This is a genomic window from Streptomyces sp. CA-288835 (assembly GCF_050936385.1).
GTDB lineage: Bacteria > Actinomycetota > Actinomycetes > Streptomycetales > Streptomycetaceae > Streptomyces.
In genome coordinates, this window is record NZ_JBNJMW010000001.1 from 7,698,085 (window position 1) to 7,715,572 (window position 17,488).

Genomic DNA, 17,488 nt, shown 5'->3' on the forward strand with positions numbered 1-17,488 from the left:
AACTGCGCGACAAGCCACGACGGGCCCGCAGTCGCCCGCGAACCGAACCCATCCTCCCGGTAGGCGCCCCCAACCCCCGGGTGACCGTTGCCACCAGTTCCGCCGAACGCAGTGGCCCCGTACCGTAAACAAGCGTGAGCACAATCAAGCGCACCGCAACCTGGCTGCGAGCCCACCCGCTGGCAGCAGACGGCGCGCTGGCGGCAGCCGTACTGGCGATCATGATCGTCGCGTCGTTCGCCGCCCCCGAGGAGCACGGCGACGGCAAGACGTGGGGCACGCAGGCACCCGACGCGCTGGGCGTCACCTTGATGACGCTGGCCGCCGTCGCCCTGGTCTTCCGCCGCCGCGGCCCCCTCCCGGTACTCGCGGTGACGGGCGCCCTCACCCTCCTCGAGCTGATCAGCGGCGACCCGCGGACCCCGGTCGCCATGGCCGCCGTCGTCGCCCTCTACACGGTGGCGTCGGCGACCGACCGCCCCACCGCCTGGCGGGTCGGCCTGCTCACCATGACCGTCCTGACGGGCGTCGCGATGCTCGCCGGCTCCATGCCCTGGTACGAGCAGGAGAACATCGGCATCTTCGCCTGGACGGGCATGGCGGCCGCCGCGGGCGACGCGGTGCGCAGCCGCCGCGCCTTCGTACACGCCATAAGAGAGCGCGCCGAACGCGCCGAGCGCACCCGTGAGGAAGAGGCCCGCCGCCGCGTCGCCGAAGAACGCCTCCGCATCGCCCGCGATCTGCACGACGTCGTCGCCCACCACATCGCTCTGGTCAACGTCCAGGCCGGAGTCGCCGCCCACGTCATGGACAAGCGCCCCGACCAGGCCAAGGAAGCCCTCGCGCACGTACGCGAGGCCAGCCGCTCCGCGCTCAACGAACTCCGCGCCACCGTCGGCCTGTTGAGGCAGTCCGGCGACCCCGAGGCGCCCACCGAACCGGCCCCGGGCCTGAACCGGCTCGACGAACTCGTCGGCACCTTCCGCAACGCGGGCCTGCCCGTCGAGGTGGCCCGCACCGATGAGGGCACGGCCCTGCCCGCGGCCGTCGACCTGGCCGCGTACCGCGTCATCCAGGAAGCCCTCACCAATGTGCAGAAGCACGCGGGTACGGAGGCGAAGGCCGAGGTCAGCGTCGTACGCGTGGGTCCGAACGTCGAGATCACCGTGCTGGACAACGGGCCCGGCGACGACGCCGAGGCCCGGCTGGACAAGAACGGCGGGCACGGGCTGCTCGGCATGCGGGAAAGGGTCGGCGCACTCGGCGGCAGCTGCACCGCCGGACCCCGCTACGGAGGCGGCTTCCGCGTCCATGCGATCCTGCCGGTCAAGAGCCGCACCGCCGACACGGCCGGGGACACCGCCTCGGCGAACGTACCGAAAACGACTGCGGCATCCAGGAGAACGGCACCCACGGGGGACCCCGCATGACCATCCGCGTCCTGCTCGCCGACGACCAGGCCCTGCTGCGGAGCGCGTTCCGCGTGCTGGTCGACTCCGAGCCCGACATGGAGGTCGTCGGCGAGGCCTCGGACGGCGCCGAGGCGGTGCGGCTCGCGCGCGAGGAGCGGGCCGACGTCGTCCTGATGGACATCCGCATGCCCGGCACGGACGGTCTCGCCGCCACCCGGCTGATCAGCGCCGACCCCGGCCTCACACACGTACGGGTCGTCATGCTGACGACCTTCGAGGTCGACGAGTACGTGGTGCAGTCCCTGCGTGCCGGGGCCTCCGGCTTCCTCGGCAAGGGGGCCGAGCCGGACGAGTTGCTCAACGCCATCCGGGTCGCGGCGAGCGGCGAGGCACTGCTGTCGCCGGTGGCCACCAAGGGGCTGATCGCCAAGTTCCTCGCGCAGGGCGACGGAGCGGACGACGACCGGGACCCGGCCCGAGCCGAACGCCTCGCCGCGCTCACCGGCCGCGAACGCGAAGTCCTCGTCCAGGTCGCGGGCGGCCACTCGAACGACGAGATCGCCGAACGCCTCGAAGTCAGCCCGCTCACCGTGAAAACCCACGTGAACCGCGCCATGGCCAAGCTGGGCGCCCGCGACCGGGCCCAACTGGTCGTCATCGCCTACGAGTCGGGGCTGGTACGTCCAAGGGTGGAGTGAGCCCCGTCCGCCCGTACTGCGCTCGCAGTAGGGGCCGGATAAGGAACGAGACCTGGGAGCGACGGATCGGCTCTCGACGGTGGCTCAGGGTGTAGGGGTGGGCGCTCGCATGCGCCCTTCTGGCCGCTCCAGCAACCCCAGCCACAGAAGAGAGATCCGCCACCCATGTCCTGGCTGTCCAAGTTCAGCCTCGCACAACGGGCCCTCATAGGGCTGATGTCGATCGTCGCGCTCGCCTTCGGAGCGATAGCGATCCCGCAGCTCAAGCAGCAGTTGTTGCCCACCATCGAACTGCCCATGGTGTCGGTGCTCGCGCCGTACCAGGGCGCGTCCCCCGACGTCGTCGAGAAGCAGGTCGTCGAGCCCATCGAGGACAACCTCGAAGGCGTCGACGGCATCTCCGGCGTCACCTCCACCGCCAGCGAGGGCAACGCCCTGATCATGGCGTCCTTCGACTACGGCAACGACACCGAGCAGCTCGTCGCCGACGTCCAGCAGGCCGTCAACCGCGCCCGCGTCCAGCTCCCGGACGACGTGGACCCGCAGGTCGTCGCCGGTTCCACGGACGACATCCCGACCGTCGTGCTCGCCGTCACCTCCGACAAGGACCAGCAGGCCCTCTCGGACCAGCTCGACCGCACCGTGGTGCCTGAGCTGCGCGACATCGACGGCGTGGGCCAGGTCACGGTCGACGGCGTACGGGACCTCGAGGTCACCGTCACGCCCGACGACGCCGAGATGGCGCGCGCGGGGGTCAACCCTGCCGTCCTCGGCCAGGCACTTCAGGCAGGCGGCGCGACCGTCCCGGCCGGCTCCTTCGACGAGGACGGCAGCAACCGCACCGTCCAGGTCGGCGGCGGCTTCACCTCGCTCAAGCAGATCCAGGACCTGATGGTCACCGGCGAGGGCGTCAAGAAGCCCGTACGCCTCGGGGACATCGCCACGGTCGAGGAGCAGCCCGCCACGGCGCAGTCCATCACCCGCACCGACGGCAAGCCCAGCCTGTCCGTGGCGCTGACGATGGACCACGACGGCAGCGCGGTCGCCATCTCCGACGCCGTCCAGGACAAGCTGCCCGACCTGCGCAAAGACCTCGGCTCCGGCTCGACGATCACCGTGGTCAGCGACCAGGGCCCGGCGGTCTCCAAGTCCATCTCGGGCCTGACCACCGAGGGCGCGCTCGGCCTGCTGTTCGCGGTCGTGATCATCCTGGTCTTCCTGGCCTCGGTCCGTTCGACCCTCGTCACCGCGGTCTCGATCCCGCTGTCGGTCGTCCTCGCGCTGATCGTCCTGTGGACCCGGGACCTCTCGCTCAACATGCTGACGCTGGGCGCCCTGACCATCGCGATCGGCCGCGTCGTCGACGACTCGATCGTGGTCCTGGAGAACATCAAGCGCCACCTCGGCTACGGCGAGGAGCGCCAGGAGGCGATCCTCAAGGCGGTACGGGAGGTCGCGGGCGCGGTCACGTCCTCCACCCTCACGACGGTCGCCGTCTTCCTCCCCATCGGCCTGACCGGCGGCATGGTCGGCGAGCTGTTCGGCTCGTTCAGCCTGACGGTGACGGCGGCGCTGCTGGCCTCGCTGCTCGTCTCGCTGACGGTCGTACCGGTGCTCTCGTACTGGTTCCTGCGCGCCCCCAAGGGCACGCCCGCGGACGCCGACGAGGCACGCCGCAAGGCCGAGGAGAAGGAGGCCCGCAGCCGACTCCAGCGCAGTTACGTCCCTGTCCTGCGGTTCGCCACCCGGCGCCGCCTCACCAGCGTGGCCATCGCGGTCGTCGTCCTCATCGGTACGTTCGCCATGGCGCCGCTGCTGAAGACCAACTTCTTCGACCAGGGCGAGCAGGAAGTCCTCACCGTCAAGCAGGAGTTGAAGCCCGGCACCAGCCTGGCGGCGACCGACGCGCAGGCCAAGAAGGTCGAGCAGCTGCTCGACGGTGTGCAGGGCGTCGAGGACTACCAGGTCACGGTCGGCTCGTCCGGCTTCCTGGCCGCGTTCGGCGGGGGCACGGACACCAACCAGGCCTCGTACACCGTCAAGGTCGCGGACTCGGCCTCGTACGACGACGTCCAGGACCGGATCGAGGAGGGGCTCGGCAAGCTCTCCGGGATCGGTACGACGACGATCTCGGCCGGAGACGGCTTCGGCGCCCAGGAGCTGAGCGTGGTCGTCAAGTCCGCCGACGCCGAGGTGCTGCGCGAGGCCGCGGAGGAGGTGCGGGACGCGGTCGCCGGGCTCGACGACGTCACGGACGTGACCAGCGACCTCGCCCAGTCCGTACCGCGGATCTCCGTCAAGGCCAACTCCGACGCCGCCGCGGCCGGGTTCAACGACACGACGCTCGGCGCCGCCGTCGCCCAGGCGGTACGCGGCACCCCCAGCGGCAAGGCGATCCTGGACGACACCGAGCGCGACGTGGTCATCAAGTCGGCGAAGCCGGCCCAGACACTGGACGAGCTGAAGAAACTCCAGCTCGGCCCCGGTGTGGTACTCGGTGACATCGCCACGGTGGAACTGGTCGACGGCCCGGTCTCGATGACCCGGATCGACGGTCAGCGCGCGGCCACGATCACGGCGAAGCCGACGGGCGAGAACACCGGCGCGGTCAGCGCGGACCTCACGACGAAGCTCGACGCGCTGAAGCTCCCCGACGGGGCGACGGCGGAGATCGGCGGTGTCTCGCAGGACCAGGACGAGGCGTTCGCCTCCCTCGGCCTGGCGATGCTCGCGGCGATCGCGATCGTCTTCATGCTGCTGGTGGCGACCTTCCGGTCCCTCATCCAGCCGCTGATCCTGCTGGTGTCGATCCCGTTCGCGGCGACGGGCGCGATCGGTCTGCTGGTCGCCACGGGCACCCCCATGGGCGTACCGGCGATGATCGGCATGCTGATGCTCATCGGCATCGTGGTGACGAACGCGATCGTCCTGATCGACCTGATCAACCAGTACCGCAGGCAGGGCTACGGAGTGGTCGAGGCCGTACTGGAGGGCGGCCGCCACCGCCTCCGCCCGATCCTGATGACGGCGTTGGCGACGATCTTCGCCCTCCTCCCCATGGCCCTGGGCATCACGGGCGAGGGCGGCTTCATCGCCCAGCCGCTGGCAGTGGTGGTGATCGGCGGCCTGATCACGTCGACGCTGCTGACGCTGCTCCTTGTCCCGACGCTGTACGCGATGGTGGAACTCCGCAAGGAGCGGCGGGCGAAGAAGAGGGCGGCGAAGCGGGCGGCTCCGCCGTCCGAGTCCTCCGCAGAGGCGGAGTCCGGGGAGCCGGAGCCGGCGGGGGTCTGATGGGTTGATGGTGCCGGATCGATGGTGCCCCGTACGTTCGCGTACGGGGCACCATCGTGCGTTACGCCTTCAGGAAGTTGACGAACTCGTCCCAAGCGGCGGCTGGGACGACGAGTACGGGGCCGCGGGGATTCTTGCTGTCGCGGACGGGGACGACGCCGGGGAAGTCGTCGGTGATCTCGACGCATTCGCCCCCGTTGGTGTTGCTGTAGCTGCTCCGGCGCCACCGGGCGGAGTTCAGCTCGGGGGTGTGCTGCATGGCTTGTGGTCCTCCATCGCGTCTCGGATCAGCTCCGCCGAAGCCGCCGGTGGGAGGGCATTGGCGCGCAGTACGTCGTACTGTCGTCGCCACTTCTTCACCGAGTCCCGGTCCTCGTAGAGGTGACCGACCTGGATGCCCTCTTCGTAGGCCACGTTGGAGCCGTTGGGAAGGGTGAGCAGGGTCAGGGCGCCGCCCATCAGCGAGTGTGGACCGGCGCTGAAGGGCATCACCTGGACTTTGCTGTCCGGAGTATCCACCTGTTCGAGCAGCCAGGCCAGTTGTCTCTACATGCACTCCTCGCTGCCGACCTGTCGCCGGAGCACGGATTCGTCGATGACCGCCCAGCGCAGGGGCGGTTGGGTCGAGCGCAGCCGATCCTGACGGGACAGGCGGGCGTTGACGCGTTCCTCGACCTGCTCCCGGGTCAGGTCCTCCTGGCGGCTGAGCAGGGCGTCGGCGTACTCCCTGATCTGCAACAAGCCGGGCAGAGCCTGGGCGCCGAAGTTCTCGAACACCTCTGCCTGCGCCTCGAAGTCCATGAACCGGCGGTACTGGTCCGGGTGCGCCTCGCGCTTGGCCAGTTCGTACAGCCCGTGGAAGTGCCGGTCCGTGCCGAACGCGACGTCAAGCCGGTCCGGCAGATCCGGCGGTGGCATCAACTCCGCCGTTTCGACTCGCGCGAGCGTGCTCTTGCTGGAGTTCACGATCCCCGCGAGCTGTACGAGAGACAGGCCCGCGCCCTCGCGATGGCGGCGCTGCTCAATCACCGGTGGTCATGCCCGACAGAAGGCCAGGTTCGGAGGAGCGACGGAAGATGATGCGCGATGGAACGGGCACCCCCTTGCGGTTGCTGCCCTGGACCACGCCGGACGGCCGCCCGTGTTACCTCAGCACGGACGACGCCGACAGCCGACTGTCCCGTATAGCGGACGAGTTGGAGACGGAACTACTCGGCTCGGCCGCATACGTCCTGGACGCAGCCAAGTCACTCCTCGACGAACCGGGCGCGGAGAAACGAGAGTTGCACTTCGCGGGCGTACGACTGGCCGAAGCGCTGGGAGACGCACTGCGCATCGCGGCGAGCCGGGGCGCGCGACTACCGGAGAGCTGACCGCTCAACGTATGGGTGGAGCTGCGGCGCGCACGGCCCGGAGGCAGTCGCCCTGGGACGCCAGTCCGGGCGTCGGTTATGGTCCCGGGCGAATGGACGGCAGGACAGAGGGAGAGGCCATGGCACAGCACCTGGGGCCGCTGGAGCTGATCGGGGACAGGTGGGTGGTCGGGGACCCGACGCGGAAGGACGGCCTGTCCATCGTGCTCACGCCCGAGGGCCTGGAGCACCGCCGGCGCGGGGAGGCGGCACCGCTGCTCGCCATCGATCGGCCCCAACTCATGGAGCTGAAGGTGCGAGCCGCTTACCGGGGGTGGCATGCCACCCCCGGCGGAGGCTTGTACGGGGCCGCCCAGCCCGGTGCCGACATGGGCCGCGACGGCTGCTCCCTGCACGGCATCCGGCGCCATCCGTACGAGCCGTGGTCGGTGCGGTACACGCATCACGAGCGCCGTTACACGGTCGGCCACGTCATTGTGCTGAAGGCGCTGTTCGACCAGCTCACCGAGGCGAAGGCGCTGGACCGGCTCGGTGATCCCGAGTGGCTGGGTGTGGCGGTTGCCAAGCTGTCGTCGTACACCTCGTGGAGCGAGACCAAGGGCAACCGTCTGGTGAAGGAGACCATCCAGAGTCTCGACGCCTGAGCGGTCACCCAAGCACACGATCAGTCCGCGGAGGGCCTGGTGGGTCAGCCGGTGCCGCCGAAGAGGCCGCCGTTCCCGCTTGTGCCACCGGTGCCGTTGGGCGGTGTAGGCCCGCAATTGGAATGTCCCGTTCCGTTGAGGCGGCCTGCATGTTCTCGTCTTGTCTCATTCGTGGGCCACGGCATCCCGCGCAGTGAGCGTTGTGCACGAGTCACACCAGGCCCATGACCGGCAACTTCAGGATGAACAAACTTCAGTGGGGACTGGTCCGACGCTGTGGGCCGTGGCATGCCGGTGCGGCGGCTCGCCCGTGCTAGCGGGTGAGGGTGTGTGCGTGTGCCTCGTCGAGCAGTTCCCGCAGAGTCGAGGTGGTGGGTGCGATGGCGGTGGCGAGCAGTGCCGGGCCGCCTGCCAGCGGTGCGAGGACGGCGCACCCGTTCTTGGTGCCTTCGCCGAGGAGCACGGGGTCTCGTCGGACGTTGAGGCGTGGGTCCACGACCAGGAGTTGGCCGACGGCGCGGTGCCCGTTCAGGACGGCCGGGCCGTCCCAGCCAGGTTCTGGGGCTCCGTAGTTCGTGTGTTGGTCGAGTAGCGGGCGCCCGGCGCTGTGGACCAGGATGCGGGTGACGAGGTGGCCTGGTTCCTCGTCGGCCCGGCCCAGGAGCTGCTCTTCTCGCAGTACGAAGCGTGAGGTGGCGGCGAGTTCGACGGTGTACGTCTGGTGCAGGTTGCTGCCGGCGGCGCTGATCAGGGGCTGCGGTAGCCAGCGCAGATGGGCGTGTTCTTTGGCGGTGAGGCGCACGTCGTAGGTGGCTGCTTCGGTGGTGGGGCCGCGCAGGGCGAGCGTGGCGGCAGCTGTGGTGACCTCCAGCTCGGCCCGGTCCTCGGCGGTGATGTCGAGGGTGAGCCGGTCGCCACCGAGTGGGGCGCTCATCGCGCCGATGATCCCCACGGTGGCGGCGTTGCCGGTGGTGCGCAGGCGCCGCAGGTGGAAGGGGCCGTCGCTGCGCAACTGCGGGAGGGTGGTGACGCGTCCGTTGTGCGCGGCGCGGATCCGGGCGGTGGCCCGTACGCCGTCGGGGTGGCCGGCGGGCTCATGGACACCGGGTGAGGGAACGCCGACGTCGGACGTGGCGCGGGCGGGGGCGAGCTGGGAGGAGGAGCTCATGCGGCTGTCCCGGCTCGCCACTGGGTGAGGTGGCCGGTGACCCAGTCGGCGACTTCGCGGATGCCGTCGTCGGAGGTGAGGCTGGTGAAGATGACGGGAAGGTCGCCGCGCTGTCGTTTCGCGTCGATGGCCATGGTGTCCAGGTCGGCGCCGACGTGCGGGGCGAGGTCGGTCTTGTTGACGAGGAGGAGGTCGGCGGTGGTGATGCCGGGGCCGCCCTTGCGGGGGATGTCGTCGCCGCTGGCCACGTCGATGACGAAGATCTGCACGTCGACGAGGCCCTTGGAGAAGGTGGCGGTCAGGTTGTCGCCACCGGACTCGACGAGCACCAGGTCGAGGGGGTGGAGGGTTGCTTCCAGGTGCTCGACGGCTTCCAGGTTGGCGGAGATGTCGTCGCGGATCGCGGTGTGGGGGCAGGCGCCGGTCTCGACGGCGGTGATGCGCTCGGGCGGCAGGACGGCTTCGCGCAGCAGGTACTCGGCGTCCTCGCGGGTGTAGATGTCGTTGGTGACAGCGGCGATGCACCAGCGATCGCGCAGGGTGCGGCAGAGCGCGGCGACGGTCGCGGTCTTGCCGGAGCCGACGGGGCCGCCGAAGCCGACGCGCAGCGCGCGGCGGCTGCCGTCGGGCCGGGGCGCCGAGGCGCTGGGGAGGTGCGGGTGGGGCAGAGAGTGGTCGAGGTGCATAACAACTCCGTTTGGCAACTGGGGGGTTCGAAGGTTGGTCAGGAGGCGAAGAGTCGGGCGGTCCAGGCGGCGTGCTGCTCGCCGGTGATGTCCAGCAGGGGCGAGGAGGCGGACGGCAGGGCGTTGAGGCCCTCGGTCATGGCGCGGGTCGCGGCGTCGGCCGCGGCGTGTGCGACGTCGTCGGTTTCGGGGCCGAGGCGGGCCAGCAGCGCGGAGGCGTCGAGCGGGTCGAGGCTCAGCAGGCGCACCGCTGCGGTGGCCGGGCCGCCGATGTTCTCGTACGCGGCGGCATAGGCGGCGTCCAGCGGGGTGAGCCCGGCGGCGTGGGCGGCGAGGCCCAGCACGATGGGCTGGTGGGCGCCCTGGGGACGCGCGGCGGCCAGGTGGTCGAGTTCGGCGGACGGGAAGGTGGCGCGGGCTGCGCGCATCATCTGCCGGCCGAGCCTGCGGGCGACGGCACGCAGTGCGGGGGCGGGGGTGCGTGCGTCGGCGGCGTCGTCCAGCAGCAGCGGGTCGTGTCCGCCGGCGGCTGCGGCGGCCAGGGCGGCCGTCGTCAGACCGATGGTGTGCAGCCGCCCGTGGCAGAACGCCTCCAGGCTGTCGGTGTCGTGTACGGCTTTGTAGGCGACGGCGGCTTCGACGCCGCCGGAGTGGGCGTGTCCGCCGGCGGGGAAGCGGCCGTCGGCCAGCAGGAGCAGGGCTGCGCGGCTCATGGGCGAGCGGCTGCCTTTCACAGGGTCGGGGGCCGGGCGTGCGCACCAGGCCCGCCCGGGGCCCGGCCGTGGCGGCGGGGCCGACGGCCGGGCAGGTGTCGGATCAGAAGAGGAAGTACCGCTGTGCCAGGGGGACTTCGGTGACGTAGGAGCGCGGTACGGCCGCACCGTTGAGTTCGGTGCGGGCGTCGCTCGTCGTCGCACCGCCGATGGTGACCTCGAAGCTGTTGTGGTCGACTTCCAGGCTCTCGGGCACCGTGCCGTTCAGCAGCATGCCGGTCTTCTTGACGCCCCGGGTGTCCGTGATCTCGACGAACTTCTTGCTGAGTCCGAGCCCCTCCGTTTGCGCCTCCGTGGCCTTGTTGCTGCTGCTGGCCTCGGTAGTGGCGCCGTGGGTGTTCAACCTGTCCGCCACGCCTGGGGCGGCGAAGTTCACCGAATTACTCCCCGGGGCACGACCGGTGGAGCCCCACACCGGCCGCGGCAGGTAGGGCTGCGGCGTCGTGATCGACGCATTGGCGTCGCCGACCTGCGCGTAGGCGAGCTGGCCGCCCTTGAGGACCATGTGCGGCTTCACACCGAAGAACTTCGGCTCCCACAGCACCAGGTCTGCCAGCTTCTTCGTCTCCACGGAACCGACGTGACCTGCGATGCCGTGCGTGATCGCCGGGTTGATCGTGTACTTGGCGACGTACCGGCGCGCCCGGTAGTTGTCGCTCGGCTTCAGCGCGTTCGCGTTGAAGGAGTGGGCGGAAGAGGCGGAGGTGGAGGGGTCCGGGTCCTGCTTGATCGTTCGGACTTTCGCGTACTTCAGGTCTTCGGGCAACGGGCCATAGCGGCATTTCATGACGTGCGCGGTCTGCCAGGTACGCATGATCATCTCGCCGATGCGGCCCATCGCCTGGGCATCCGAGGACATCATCGAGATGGCGCCCATGTCGTGGAGGAGGTCCTCCGCCGCCATGGTGGACGGCCGGATACGGGAATCCGCGAAGGCCAGGTCCGCCGGAATGTCCGGGTTGAGATGGTGGCACACGATCATCATGTCGACGTGCTCCTTGACGGTGTTCACCGTCAGGGGCCGGGTGGGGTTGGTCGAGGCGGGCAGGACGTTCAGCTCCTTGACCAGCTCGATCATGTCTGGGGCGTGGCCCCCTCCGGCGCCCTCGACATGGAAGATATGGATGGAACGGTCCTTGAAGGCAGCCTTGGTGTCCTCCAGGAAACCGGACTCGTTGAGTGAGTCGGCGTGCAGGGCGAGCTGGACCTTGCGGTCCTCGCAGACCTTCAACGCCATGTCGATCACCGCGGGCGTGGCACCCCAGTCTTCGTGAACCTTGAAACCGATGACACCGGCGTCCACCTGCTCATCCAGAGCCTGCTTGTTCATCGTGCTGCCCTTGCCGAGCAGACCGATGTTGACCGGGTACGCGTCCAGCGCCTCGAAGACCCGGGTGATGTGCCACGTGCCCGGGGTCACGGTGGTCGCCGTGCTGCCCTCGGCGGGGCCGGTGCCGCCGCCGATGAGCGTGGTCACGCCCGAGGCCAGGGCCTCGTGGATCTCCTCGGGGCAGATGAAGTGAACGTGGGTGTCCACACCGCCCGCGGTGAGGATCCGGCCGTTGCCGGAGATGACCTCGGTGCTCGGGCCGACCACAAAGTTCTCCGGCCGCACCCGTAGCTCCGGCTCGTCCCACTCTTGACGGGTGGGCATCTCGAAGGCCGTGATCTCGTTCATCGTCTCGGGGTTGTACGCCTTGCCGATGGCATGAACCTTGCCGTCCCTGATGCCGACGTCGGCCTTGACCACACCCCACCAGTCGAGGATCAGCGCCCCCGTGATGACCGTGTCCATGGGAAGGCGATCCTCGTCGCCGCCCCCGTCCCTCGGGATGTGGGACATGCCCATCGACTCCCGGATCACTTTCCCGCCACCGAAGATCATCTCGTTGCCGCTGTATTGCGGTCCGCCGCTCCAGTCAGCTTCGATCTCGACGGTGAGATCGGTGTCGGCGAGGCGGACACGGTCCTTGGTGGTGGGCCCGTACAGAGCGGTGTAGTCCGCCCGCTTCAGGACGTTGCTCGGCCTCTGCTGGCCCGTCTGCTCCTGCTGGCTGCTCATCGGACGATCCCCTCGCGCAGTCCCTGGATCTTGCTGGTGTCGCTCTCGGCGTCGCCCTCGATCTTCACCAGCTCAACGCAGCACTCGTCTCCTGGTTCGAACCGCACGGACGTGCCCGCGGCGATGTTGAGCCGTCGCCCCTTCGCCTCGGCGCAGGTCCACAGCTCGTCATCGGTCACGGGCGTGCCGACGGGGTTCTCGACCACCTTGAGGCCGGGGTTGACCTCGGCGAAGTGGTAGTGGGAGCCGACCTGGATGGGACGGTCGGACGCGTTCCTGACCTTGATCGTCTTCTTGTCGCCCTGCAGGTGCTTGTTGAACTCGATTGCCTCGTGCCAGGACGCGGCGTCCTCGCACCCCTCGCAGCAGCCGGACGAGTCGGTGTCGTCGCAGTCGACCGGGCACTCCGGGCTGCGCGCCGGCTGGGGGTGCTCGACCTTGCCCGGGTATACCTCGGGCTTCTTTGTGGCCTCCGGGATGGGGTCGTGGATCGTGACCAGCTTGGTGCCGTCCGGGAAGGTTGCCTCCACCTGGACGTTCTTGATCATCTCCGGGACGCCGTCCATCACGTCGTCACGGGTGAGCACCTGTCGGCCCGAGTCCATGATGTCGCTGACCGTCTTACCGTCGCGTGCCGCCTCGAAGACGTGAACGGATAGCAGGGCCATCGTCTCGGGGTAGTTGAGAAGCAACCCCCGGTCGCGGCGCTTGCCTGCCACGTCGGCCGCCACGTGGATCAGCAAGCGCTCCTGCTCATGCGGAGTCAAATGCACGATGACTCGTCTCTGTTGGTCGGATGGTGCGTGCGGCCAGGCATGCCAACGTCACGGACACCGTTCCCCCGGAAGGCGACGGCCGCTCTCCGATCATCAGCGGAGAAGAACGGCGAAACGACCAAACGGGGGTTGATCTACACCATCTGATGAATCCGCGGAGTACGCCGTTTTCGACCCCGCCGGACAGGAGAAGCCCGGTTCCGAAATCGTGGATGGATTCTGCGCGTTGGGTAGCTTCCCGGGACTTCGTCGATGAGCCATCGTCCTCACCGGCTTCCGTACCGACCGTCCCCACCCAACCGTGCTACGCCTCGCCTGGACGACCGGCCGGCTCCCGTCGTGAGCGCTCCGTTCATCGACCCAACATCCATTACTGCCGCACTGTCCACCCCACGGAGCCAAGGAACGATCTCGCCCCGAATCCGACGTCTACCTGCTCAGGATGAAGAGCTACGGCCACGAGGCCGCCGCCTCGTCTCGTCCACCCGACGGAGACTCATCGAGACTCCGCCAACCACGCGGCATACCCCACCCCGGGGCTGCGGGGACGAGGGGCAGAGCTTCCGGTCTCGGCCGGCTGCGACGTCTCCACAATCAGGCTGGAGAGGACCGCTGTATAGAAGGAACCCCAACGGTCCGGCGCCCGGCCGCCTCGTGTTCTGTTCCGTATCCTGTGGGCTCGAACTGCCTTACGGGGGATGGGGGGACGGGCGGTGGCACTGCGCAAGGACGACCCGAAGTCGGTCGGCGGGTACAAGCTGGTCGATCGGCTCGGAGCCGGGGGGATGGGGGTCGTCTACCGAGGCAGGGCGCGTTCGGGGCGCGAGGTGGCCGTCAAGGTGGTGCATGCCCAGTACGCTGCGGACCCAGTCTTCCGCGCCCGTTTCCGGCAGGAGATCGACGCCGTCCGCAAGGTGAGCGGCGCCTTCACCGCACCGGTGGTGGACGCCGACCCGGAAGCGGAACGGCCCTGGATGGCGACCCAGTACGTGCCCGGGCTCTCGCTCGCCGCCCGGATCCGTGACCAGGGTCCGCTCAGGGGACCTGAACTGCGCCGACTGGCGCTCGGGTTGGTGGAGGCGCTGCGGGACATCCATCGGGCGGGGGTGGTCCACCGGGACCTCAAACCCGCGAACGTGCTGATGGCCGAGGACGGCCCGCTCGTCATCGACTTCGGCATCTCGCGGGCGGCCGAGAACCACCACACCCTCACCGAGACCGGCCAGATGATCGGCACCCCGCCGTTCATGTCCCCGGAGCAACTCACCGACGCCCGCTCGGTGGGCCCGGCCTCCGACGTCTTCTCCCTCGGCGCCCTGCTGGTCTTCGCGACCACGGGCCGGGGCCCCTTCGACGCGGACAGCCACTACCTCACGGCGTACCGGGTGGTCCACGAAGCCCCTGTCCTGGACGGCGTGGCGGAGCCCTTTCGCACGGTCCTGGAACGCTGCCTGGCCAAGAAACCGGCGGACCGGCCCGAACTGGCCGCACTGGCAGGGGAGTTCGTGGCCGCGCTGCCGGAGTCAGGTGCGGAGGACGAGGCCACCGTGACGCAGCGCGCCGACGAGATGGCCCTGGTCCGGATGCGCCCCACGGCGCCCGCCGACCCGGGTGACATGGCCCCTGTCCGTCGGCGCAGCCGTGTCCGTCGGCTGTGGGCCACGGCCGGGACCGTCGGCGCCCTCGTTCTGGGCCTGATGGGGTACCTGCTGCTCGGACCCGGACTCGCGGAGGACGACTCCGAGGCGGGGGCGGGCACCGCCGAGTCCGCGCCCTCCCGGTGGATGGCCGTGCCGCCCGGCTGGAAGCCCTGGCAGACGACGGTGGAGGCCACCGCCGCACGCGGCGTGAAGAAGGGGCAGAACATCAGCGACATCGGCTTCGGCAGCGGCCCGGAGTGCCAGGAGTACAAGGGCGCCGTCTACTGTGCGGGCAACGGGATCCTGCCCATGCGCCTCGACGGGCTCACCGGACGGGCCGCCTGGCGTGCCGATGTCGTGCCGCCCGCCCAGGGCGAGGGCTCGTACATCTTCTGGCTGCTCGGTGTCGCGGACGGCGCGATGGTGGTCGAGCAGCAGTACCACCCCGACCAGGGGGACGATGTCCAGGTCTCGGTCGCCGCCCTCGACACGGCGACAGGAAAGCAGCTCTGGCATCGCACGCTGAACACCACAAAGGCGCGCCCGCACCTGTCCGGCGACCTCGTGATCGTCCCGGACGACAGCGGCAGTTCGGTGACCGCCCGCTCACCGCGCACCGGCGCCGAGAGGTGGACGACGCCGCTGCCTACAGGGCAGTACTGCAACTGGGCGGACACCGGCGAGGACCTCTACCTCGAGTGCGCCCCAGGACAGACGGCTTCGAAGGACATGCTGCTTCTGGGACTGGACCGGGCCGACGGCGCGGTCCGGCGCCTGACAATGCCCCGTAGCGAAACTCTCCTCGGGAGGTTCGACGGCCGCCTGCTCTTCCTCGATCCGGCCGAGGACGTGGACAAGGAAGCCTTCTCCCGGATCCGGCTGGTGGATTCGGACACCGGTGAGGACCGTACGACGGAACTGCCTGCGGGGGTTGAGGGCAGCGCGACGCTGGCGGACGGCACGCTGTGGTTCGCCACGTCCTCCGGTCAGGTCACCGCCGTGTCGGCCCGGACGGGCAAGCAGCTGTGGCAGACCCGGACGAGCCTGGAGCAGCCGAGCAGCCTCACCTACGACCCGCGCGCCCACGTTGTCTACCTGTCCAGCGCCAGCGGCAGGGTCGCCGCCCTCGACACGAAGAAGGGCACGCCCTTGTGGGAGACCCTGCCGCATACCCAGCGGGTGACGAACAAGGGCTGGGGGCATGCACGGGTGCTGCTCCACAAGGGCACCCTGGTGGTCACCACCGGGGACGGTGACATCTTCGCCCTCGACCCCGCTCACCCCAACCGGAAACCCGTCTCGGGGTGAGCAAAGGGCCTACGACACGACCTACGGCAGCGCCAGCATCCGCTCCAGCGCCAGCTTCGCGAACTGCTCCGTCTCGCGGTCGACCTCGATGCGGTTGACCAGGTTGCCCTCGGCCAGGGACTCCAGCGCCCAGACCAGGTGGGGGAGGTCGATGCGGTTCATGGTCGAGCAGAAGCAGACCGTCTTGTCGAGGAAGACGATCTCCTTGCCCTCGGGTGCGAAACGGTTCGCCAGGCGGCGTACCAGGTTCAGCTCCGTGCCGATGGCCCACTTGGAGCCCGCCGGAGCCGCCTCCAGGGTCTTGATGATGTGCTCGGTGGAACCGACGTAGTCCGCCGCGGCCACCACCTCGTGCTTGCACTCGGGGTGGACGAGGACGTTCACGCCGGGGATCCGGGCCCGTACGTCCTCGACCGACTCCAGGCTGAAGCGGCCGTGCACCGAGCAGTGGCCGCGCCAAAGGATCATCTTCGCGTCACGCAGCTGCTCCGCGGTCAGGCCGCCGTTCGGCCTGTGCGGGTTGTAGACGACGCAGTCGTCGAGCGACATGCCCATGTCCCGCACCGCGGTGTTCCGCCCCAGGTGCTGGTCCGGCAGGAAGAGCACCTTGTCGCCCTGCTCGAAGGCCCACTCCAGGGCCCGCTTGGCATTGGACGACGTGCAGATCGTGCCGCCGTGCTTGCCCGTGAACGCCTTGATGTCCGCGGACGAGTTCATGTACGAGACGGGGACGACCTGCTCGGCTATCCCGGCCTCGGTCAGTACGTCCCAGCACTCGGCGACCTGCTCGGCCGTCGCCATGTCGGCCATCGAGCAGCCGGCGGCGAGGTCGGGCAGGACGACCTTCTGGTCGTCGGACGTCAGGATGTCCGCCGACTCGGCCATGAAGTGCACGCCGCAGAACACGATGTACTCGGCCTCCGGACGCGCGGCGGCGTCCCGGGCCAGCTTGAAGGAGTCCCCGGTGACGTCCGCGAACTGGATGACCTCGTCGCGCTGGTAGTGGTGGCCGAGCACGAAGACCTTGTCCCCGAGCTTCTCCTTGGCCGCGCGGGCGCGCTCGACCAGGTTCGGGTCGGACGGCGAGGGCAGGTCACCGGGACACTCGACGCCGCGCTCGCTCCTCGGGTCGGCCTCGCGGCCGAGCAGCAGCAGGGCGAGGGGCGTCGGCTGTACGTCGAGCTCCTGGGTCTGGGCGGTGGTCACGAAACACGCACCCTTTCTGTTCTGCGGCTCGCTTGAATCACCTGGAACGATCAAGCAGGACAAGCCTTTTCGTCGAAATGACGTTATCTATCATAACCGCTTCGTGTCAGTTTGACGATGCCCATATTGTCGATGTGACGTGAATCCCGTCTCGTTCCCAGCTGGTGAGAAAGCGGTGAGAGGCGGCGGAAGGGCAGGTTGCGAGAAGGCGTACGGCGAGATGTGCGGTCGGCGTCCTGGCCAGGCGTACGTCCTGGGGGTGCCGGGCTTGTCCACAGGCCCCGGCGGCTCCGGGCGCGGCTCCAGGGTTGTCCACAGGACATTTTCCGGTGCCGACCGCATGTGCGAGCATGAAGGAGCAAGCGAAAGACACGCCCTCGGCCCGGAATGAATCCGCGGCCCCGCCGGTTGCAACCGTCGGCAAGCAGTCTCCGTACAACCCGGGAGA

13 protein-coding genes and 2 pseudogenes are annotated in these 17,488 nt (G+C 69.3%); 6 read left to right on the forward strand and 9 right to left on the reverse strand.

The features are described 5' to 3' along the window. Nucleotides 1-134: 134 nt before the first annotated feature. The 3 genes from ACQEVY_RS34720 to ACQEVY_RS34730 all read left to right on the forward strand — a co-directional run bounded on the left by ACQEVY_RS34720 (nt 135) and on the right by ACQEVY_RS34730 (nt 5,404). Nucleotides 135-1,430 (forward strand): sensor histidine kinase, encoded by a 1,296-nt coding sequence (locus ACQEVY_RS34720; protein WP_432953318.1) that lies wholly within the window; start codon nt 135-137, stop codon nt 1,428-1,430. Beyond that, entirely contained in the window at nt 1,427-2,110 is a 684-nt protein-coding gene (locus tag ACQEVY_RS34725) for a response regulator (RefSeq protein ID WP_033325451.1), read from the forward strand. Before ACQEVY_RS34720 ends, ACQEVY_RS34725 begins: the two co-directional genes overlap by 4 nt. Nucleotides 2,111-2,275: 165 nt before the next feature. Further along, nucleotides 2,276-5,404, forward strand: coding sequence for an efflux RND transporter permease subunit (locus ACQEVY_RS34730; RefSeq protein ID WP_432953319.1), 3,129 nt, complete (start codon nt 2,276-2,278; stop codon nt 5,402-5,404). A gap of 61 nt (nt 5,405-5,465) precedes the next feature. Here ACQEVY_RS34730 and ACQEVY_RS34735 read toward each other — a convergent pair whose 3' ends face one another. After that, on the reverse strand, nt 5,466-5,663 hold the full coding sequence (locus ACQEVY_RS34735; protein WP_432953320.1) for a DUF397 domain-containing protein: 198 nt from the start codon (nt 5,661-5,663) through the stop codon (nt 5,466-5,468). Continuing rightward, a pseudogene (locus ACQEVY_RS34740) lies at nt 5,642-6,433 on the reverse strand (helix-turn-helix domain-containing protein). The gene ACQEVY_RS34735 and the pseudogene ACQEVY_RS34740 overlap by 22 nt, the downstream one beginning before the upstream one ends. Before the next feature lie 47 nt (nt 6,434-6,480). Here ACQEVY_RS34740 and ACQEVY_RS34745 point away from each other — a divergent pair. Both ACQEVY_RS34745 and ACQEVY_RS34750 read left to right on the forward strand, forming a co-directional pair. After that, nucleotides 6,481-6,777: a hypothetical protein gene (locus ACQEVY_RS34745; protein ID WP_432953321.1), complete on the forward strand. Its 297-nt coding sequence runs from the start codon at nt 6,481-6,483 to the stop codon at nt 6,775-6,777. Nucleotides 6,778-6,896: 119 nt separating this feature from the next. Next, nucleotides 6,897-7,421: a hypothetical protein gene (locus ACQEVY_RS34750; protein ID WP_432953322.1), complete on the forward strand. Its 525-nt coding sequence runs from the start codon at nt 6,897-6,899 to the stop codon at nt 7,419-7,421. Nucleotides 7,422-7,734: 313 nt separating this feature from the next. On the opposite strand, the gene ACQEVY_RS34755 is transcribed toward ACQEVY_RS34750, so the two are convergent. The 6 genes and pseudogenes from ACQEVY_RS34755 to ACQEVY_RS34780 form a co-directional block, all read right to left on the reverse strand. Further along, nucleotides 7,735-8,589: an urease accessory protein UreD gene (locus ACQEVY_RS34755; protein ID WP_432953323.1), complete on the reverse strand. Its 855-nt coding sequence runs from the start codon at nt 8,587-8,589 to the stop codon at nt 7,735-7,737. Next, a complete protein-coding gene (ureG, locus tag ACQEVY_RS34760) occupies nt 8,586-9,275 on the reverse strand; it encodes an urease accessory protein UreG (RefSeq protein WP_432953324.1) in 690 nt (229 codons plus the stop codon). The genes ACQEVY_RS34755 and ureG overlap by 4 nt, the downstream gene beginning before the upstream one ends. 38 nt (nt 9,276-9,313) lie before the next feature. Then, entirely contained in the window at nt 9,314-9,988 is a 675-nt protein-coding gene (locus tag ACQEVY_RS34765) for an urease accessory protein UreF (RefSeq protein WP_432953325.1), read from the reverse strand. A gap of 103 nt (nt 9,989-10,091) precedes the next feature. Beyond that, a complete protein-coding gene (locus ACQEVY_RS34770; RefSeq protein ID WP_432953326.1) occupies nt 10,092-12,110 on the reverse strand; it encodes an urease subunit alpha in 2,019 nt (672 codons plus the stop codon). Beyond that, complete coding sequence (locus ACQEVY_RS34775) at nt 12,107-12,610, reverse strand: urease subunit beta (protein ID WP_432955569.1); 504 nt, start codon at nt 12,608-12,610, stop codon at nt 12,107-12,109. Before ACQEVY_RS34775 ends, ACQEVY_RS34770 begins: the two co-directional genes overlap by 4 nt. Further along, a pseudogene (locus ACQEVY_RS34780) lies at nt 12,587-12,883 on the reverse strand (urease subunit gamma); the annotation flags it as partial. The gene ACQEVY_RS34775 and the pseudogene ACQEVY_RS34780, both read right to left, overlap by 24 nt. Nucleotides 12,884-13,599: 716 nt before the next feature. On the opposite strand from ACQEVY_RS34780, the gene ACQEVY_RS34785 reads away from it, so the two are divergent. Further along, entirely contained in the window at nt 13,600-15,834 is a 2,235-nt protein-coding gene (locus ACQEVY_RS34785) for a serine/threonine-protein kinase (protein WP_432953327.1), read from the forward strand. Nucleotides 15,835-15,855: 21 nt separating this feature from the next. On the opposite strand, the gene nadA is transcribed toward ACQEVY_RS34785, so the two are convergent. Then, nucleotides 15,856-17,040, reverse strand: a complete 1,185-nt coding sequence (gene nadA / locus ACQEVY_RS34790; RefSeq protein ID WP_432953328.1) for a quinolinate synthase NadA — start codon at nt 17,038-17,040, stop codon at nt 15,856-15,858. Nucleotides 17,041-17,488: the final 448 nt, after the last annotated feature.

What these genes read in the sequence shown, in the direction of transcription:
- ACQEVY_RS34725 (WP_033325451.1), top strand. Translation starts at nt 1,427, where the DNA reads ATGACCATCCGCGTCCTGCTCGCCGACGACCAGGCCCTGCTGCGGAGC.
- ACQEVY_RS34730 (WP_432953319.1), top strand. Translation starts at nt 2,276, where the DNA reads ATGTCCTGGCTGTCCAAGTTCAGCCTCGCACAACGGGCCCTCATAGGG.
- ACQEVY_RS34735 (WP_432953320.1), bottom strand. Translation starts at nt 5,663, where the DNA reads ATGCAGCACACCCCCGAGCTGAACTCCGCCCGGTGGCGCCGGAGCAGC.
- ACQEVY_RS34745 (WP_432953321.1), top strand. Translation starts at nt 6,481, where the DNA reads ATGATGCGCGATGGAACGGGCACCCCCTTGCGGTTGCTGCCCTGGACC.
- ACQEVY_RS34750 (WP_432953322.1), top strand. Translation starts at nt 6,897, where the DNA reads ATGGCACAGCACCTGGGGCCGCTGGAGCTGATCGGGGACAGGTGGGTG.
- ACQEVY_RS34755 (WP_432953323.1), bottom strand. Translation starts at nt 8,589, where the DNA reads ATGAGCTCCTCCTCCCAGCTCGCCCCCGCCCGCGCCACGTCCGACGTC.
- ureG (WP_432953324.1), bottom strand. Translation starts at nt 9,275, where the DNA reads ATGCACCTCGACCACTCTCTGCCCCACCCGCACCTCCCCAGCGCCTCG.
- ACQEVY_RS34765 (WP_432953325.1), bottom strand. Translation starts at nt 9,988, where the DNA reads ATGAGCCGCGCAGCCCTGCTCCTGCTGGCCGACGGCCGCTTCCCCGCC.
- ACQEVY_RS34770 (WP_432953326.1), bottom strand. Translation starts at nt 12,110, where the DNA reads ATGAGCAGCCAGCAGGAGCAGACGGGCCAGCAGAGGCCGAGCAACGTC.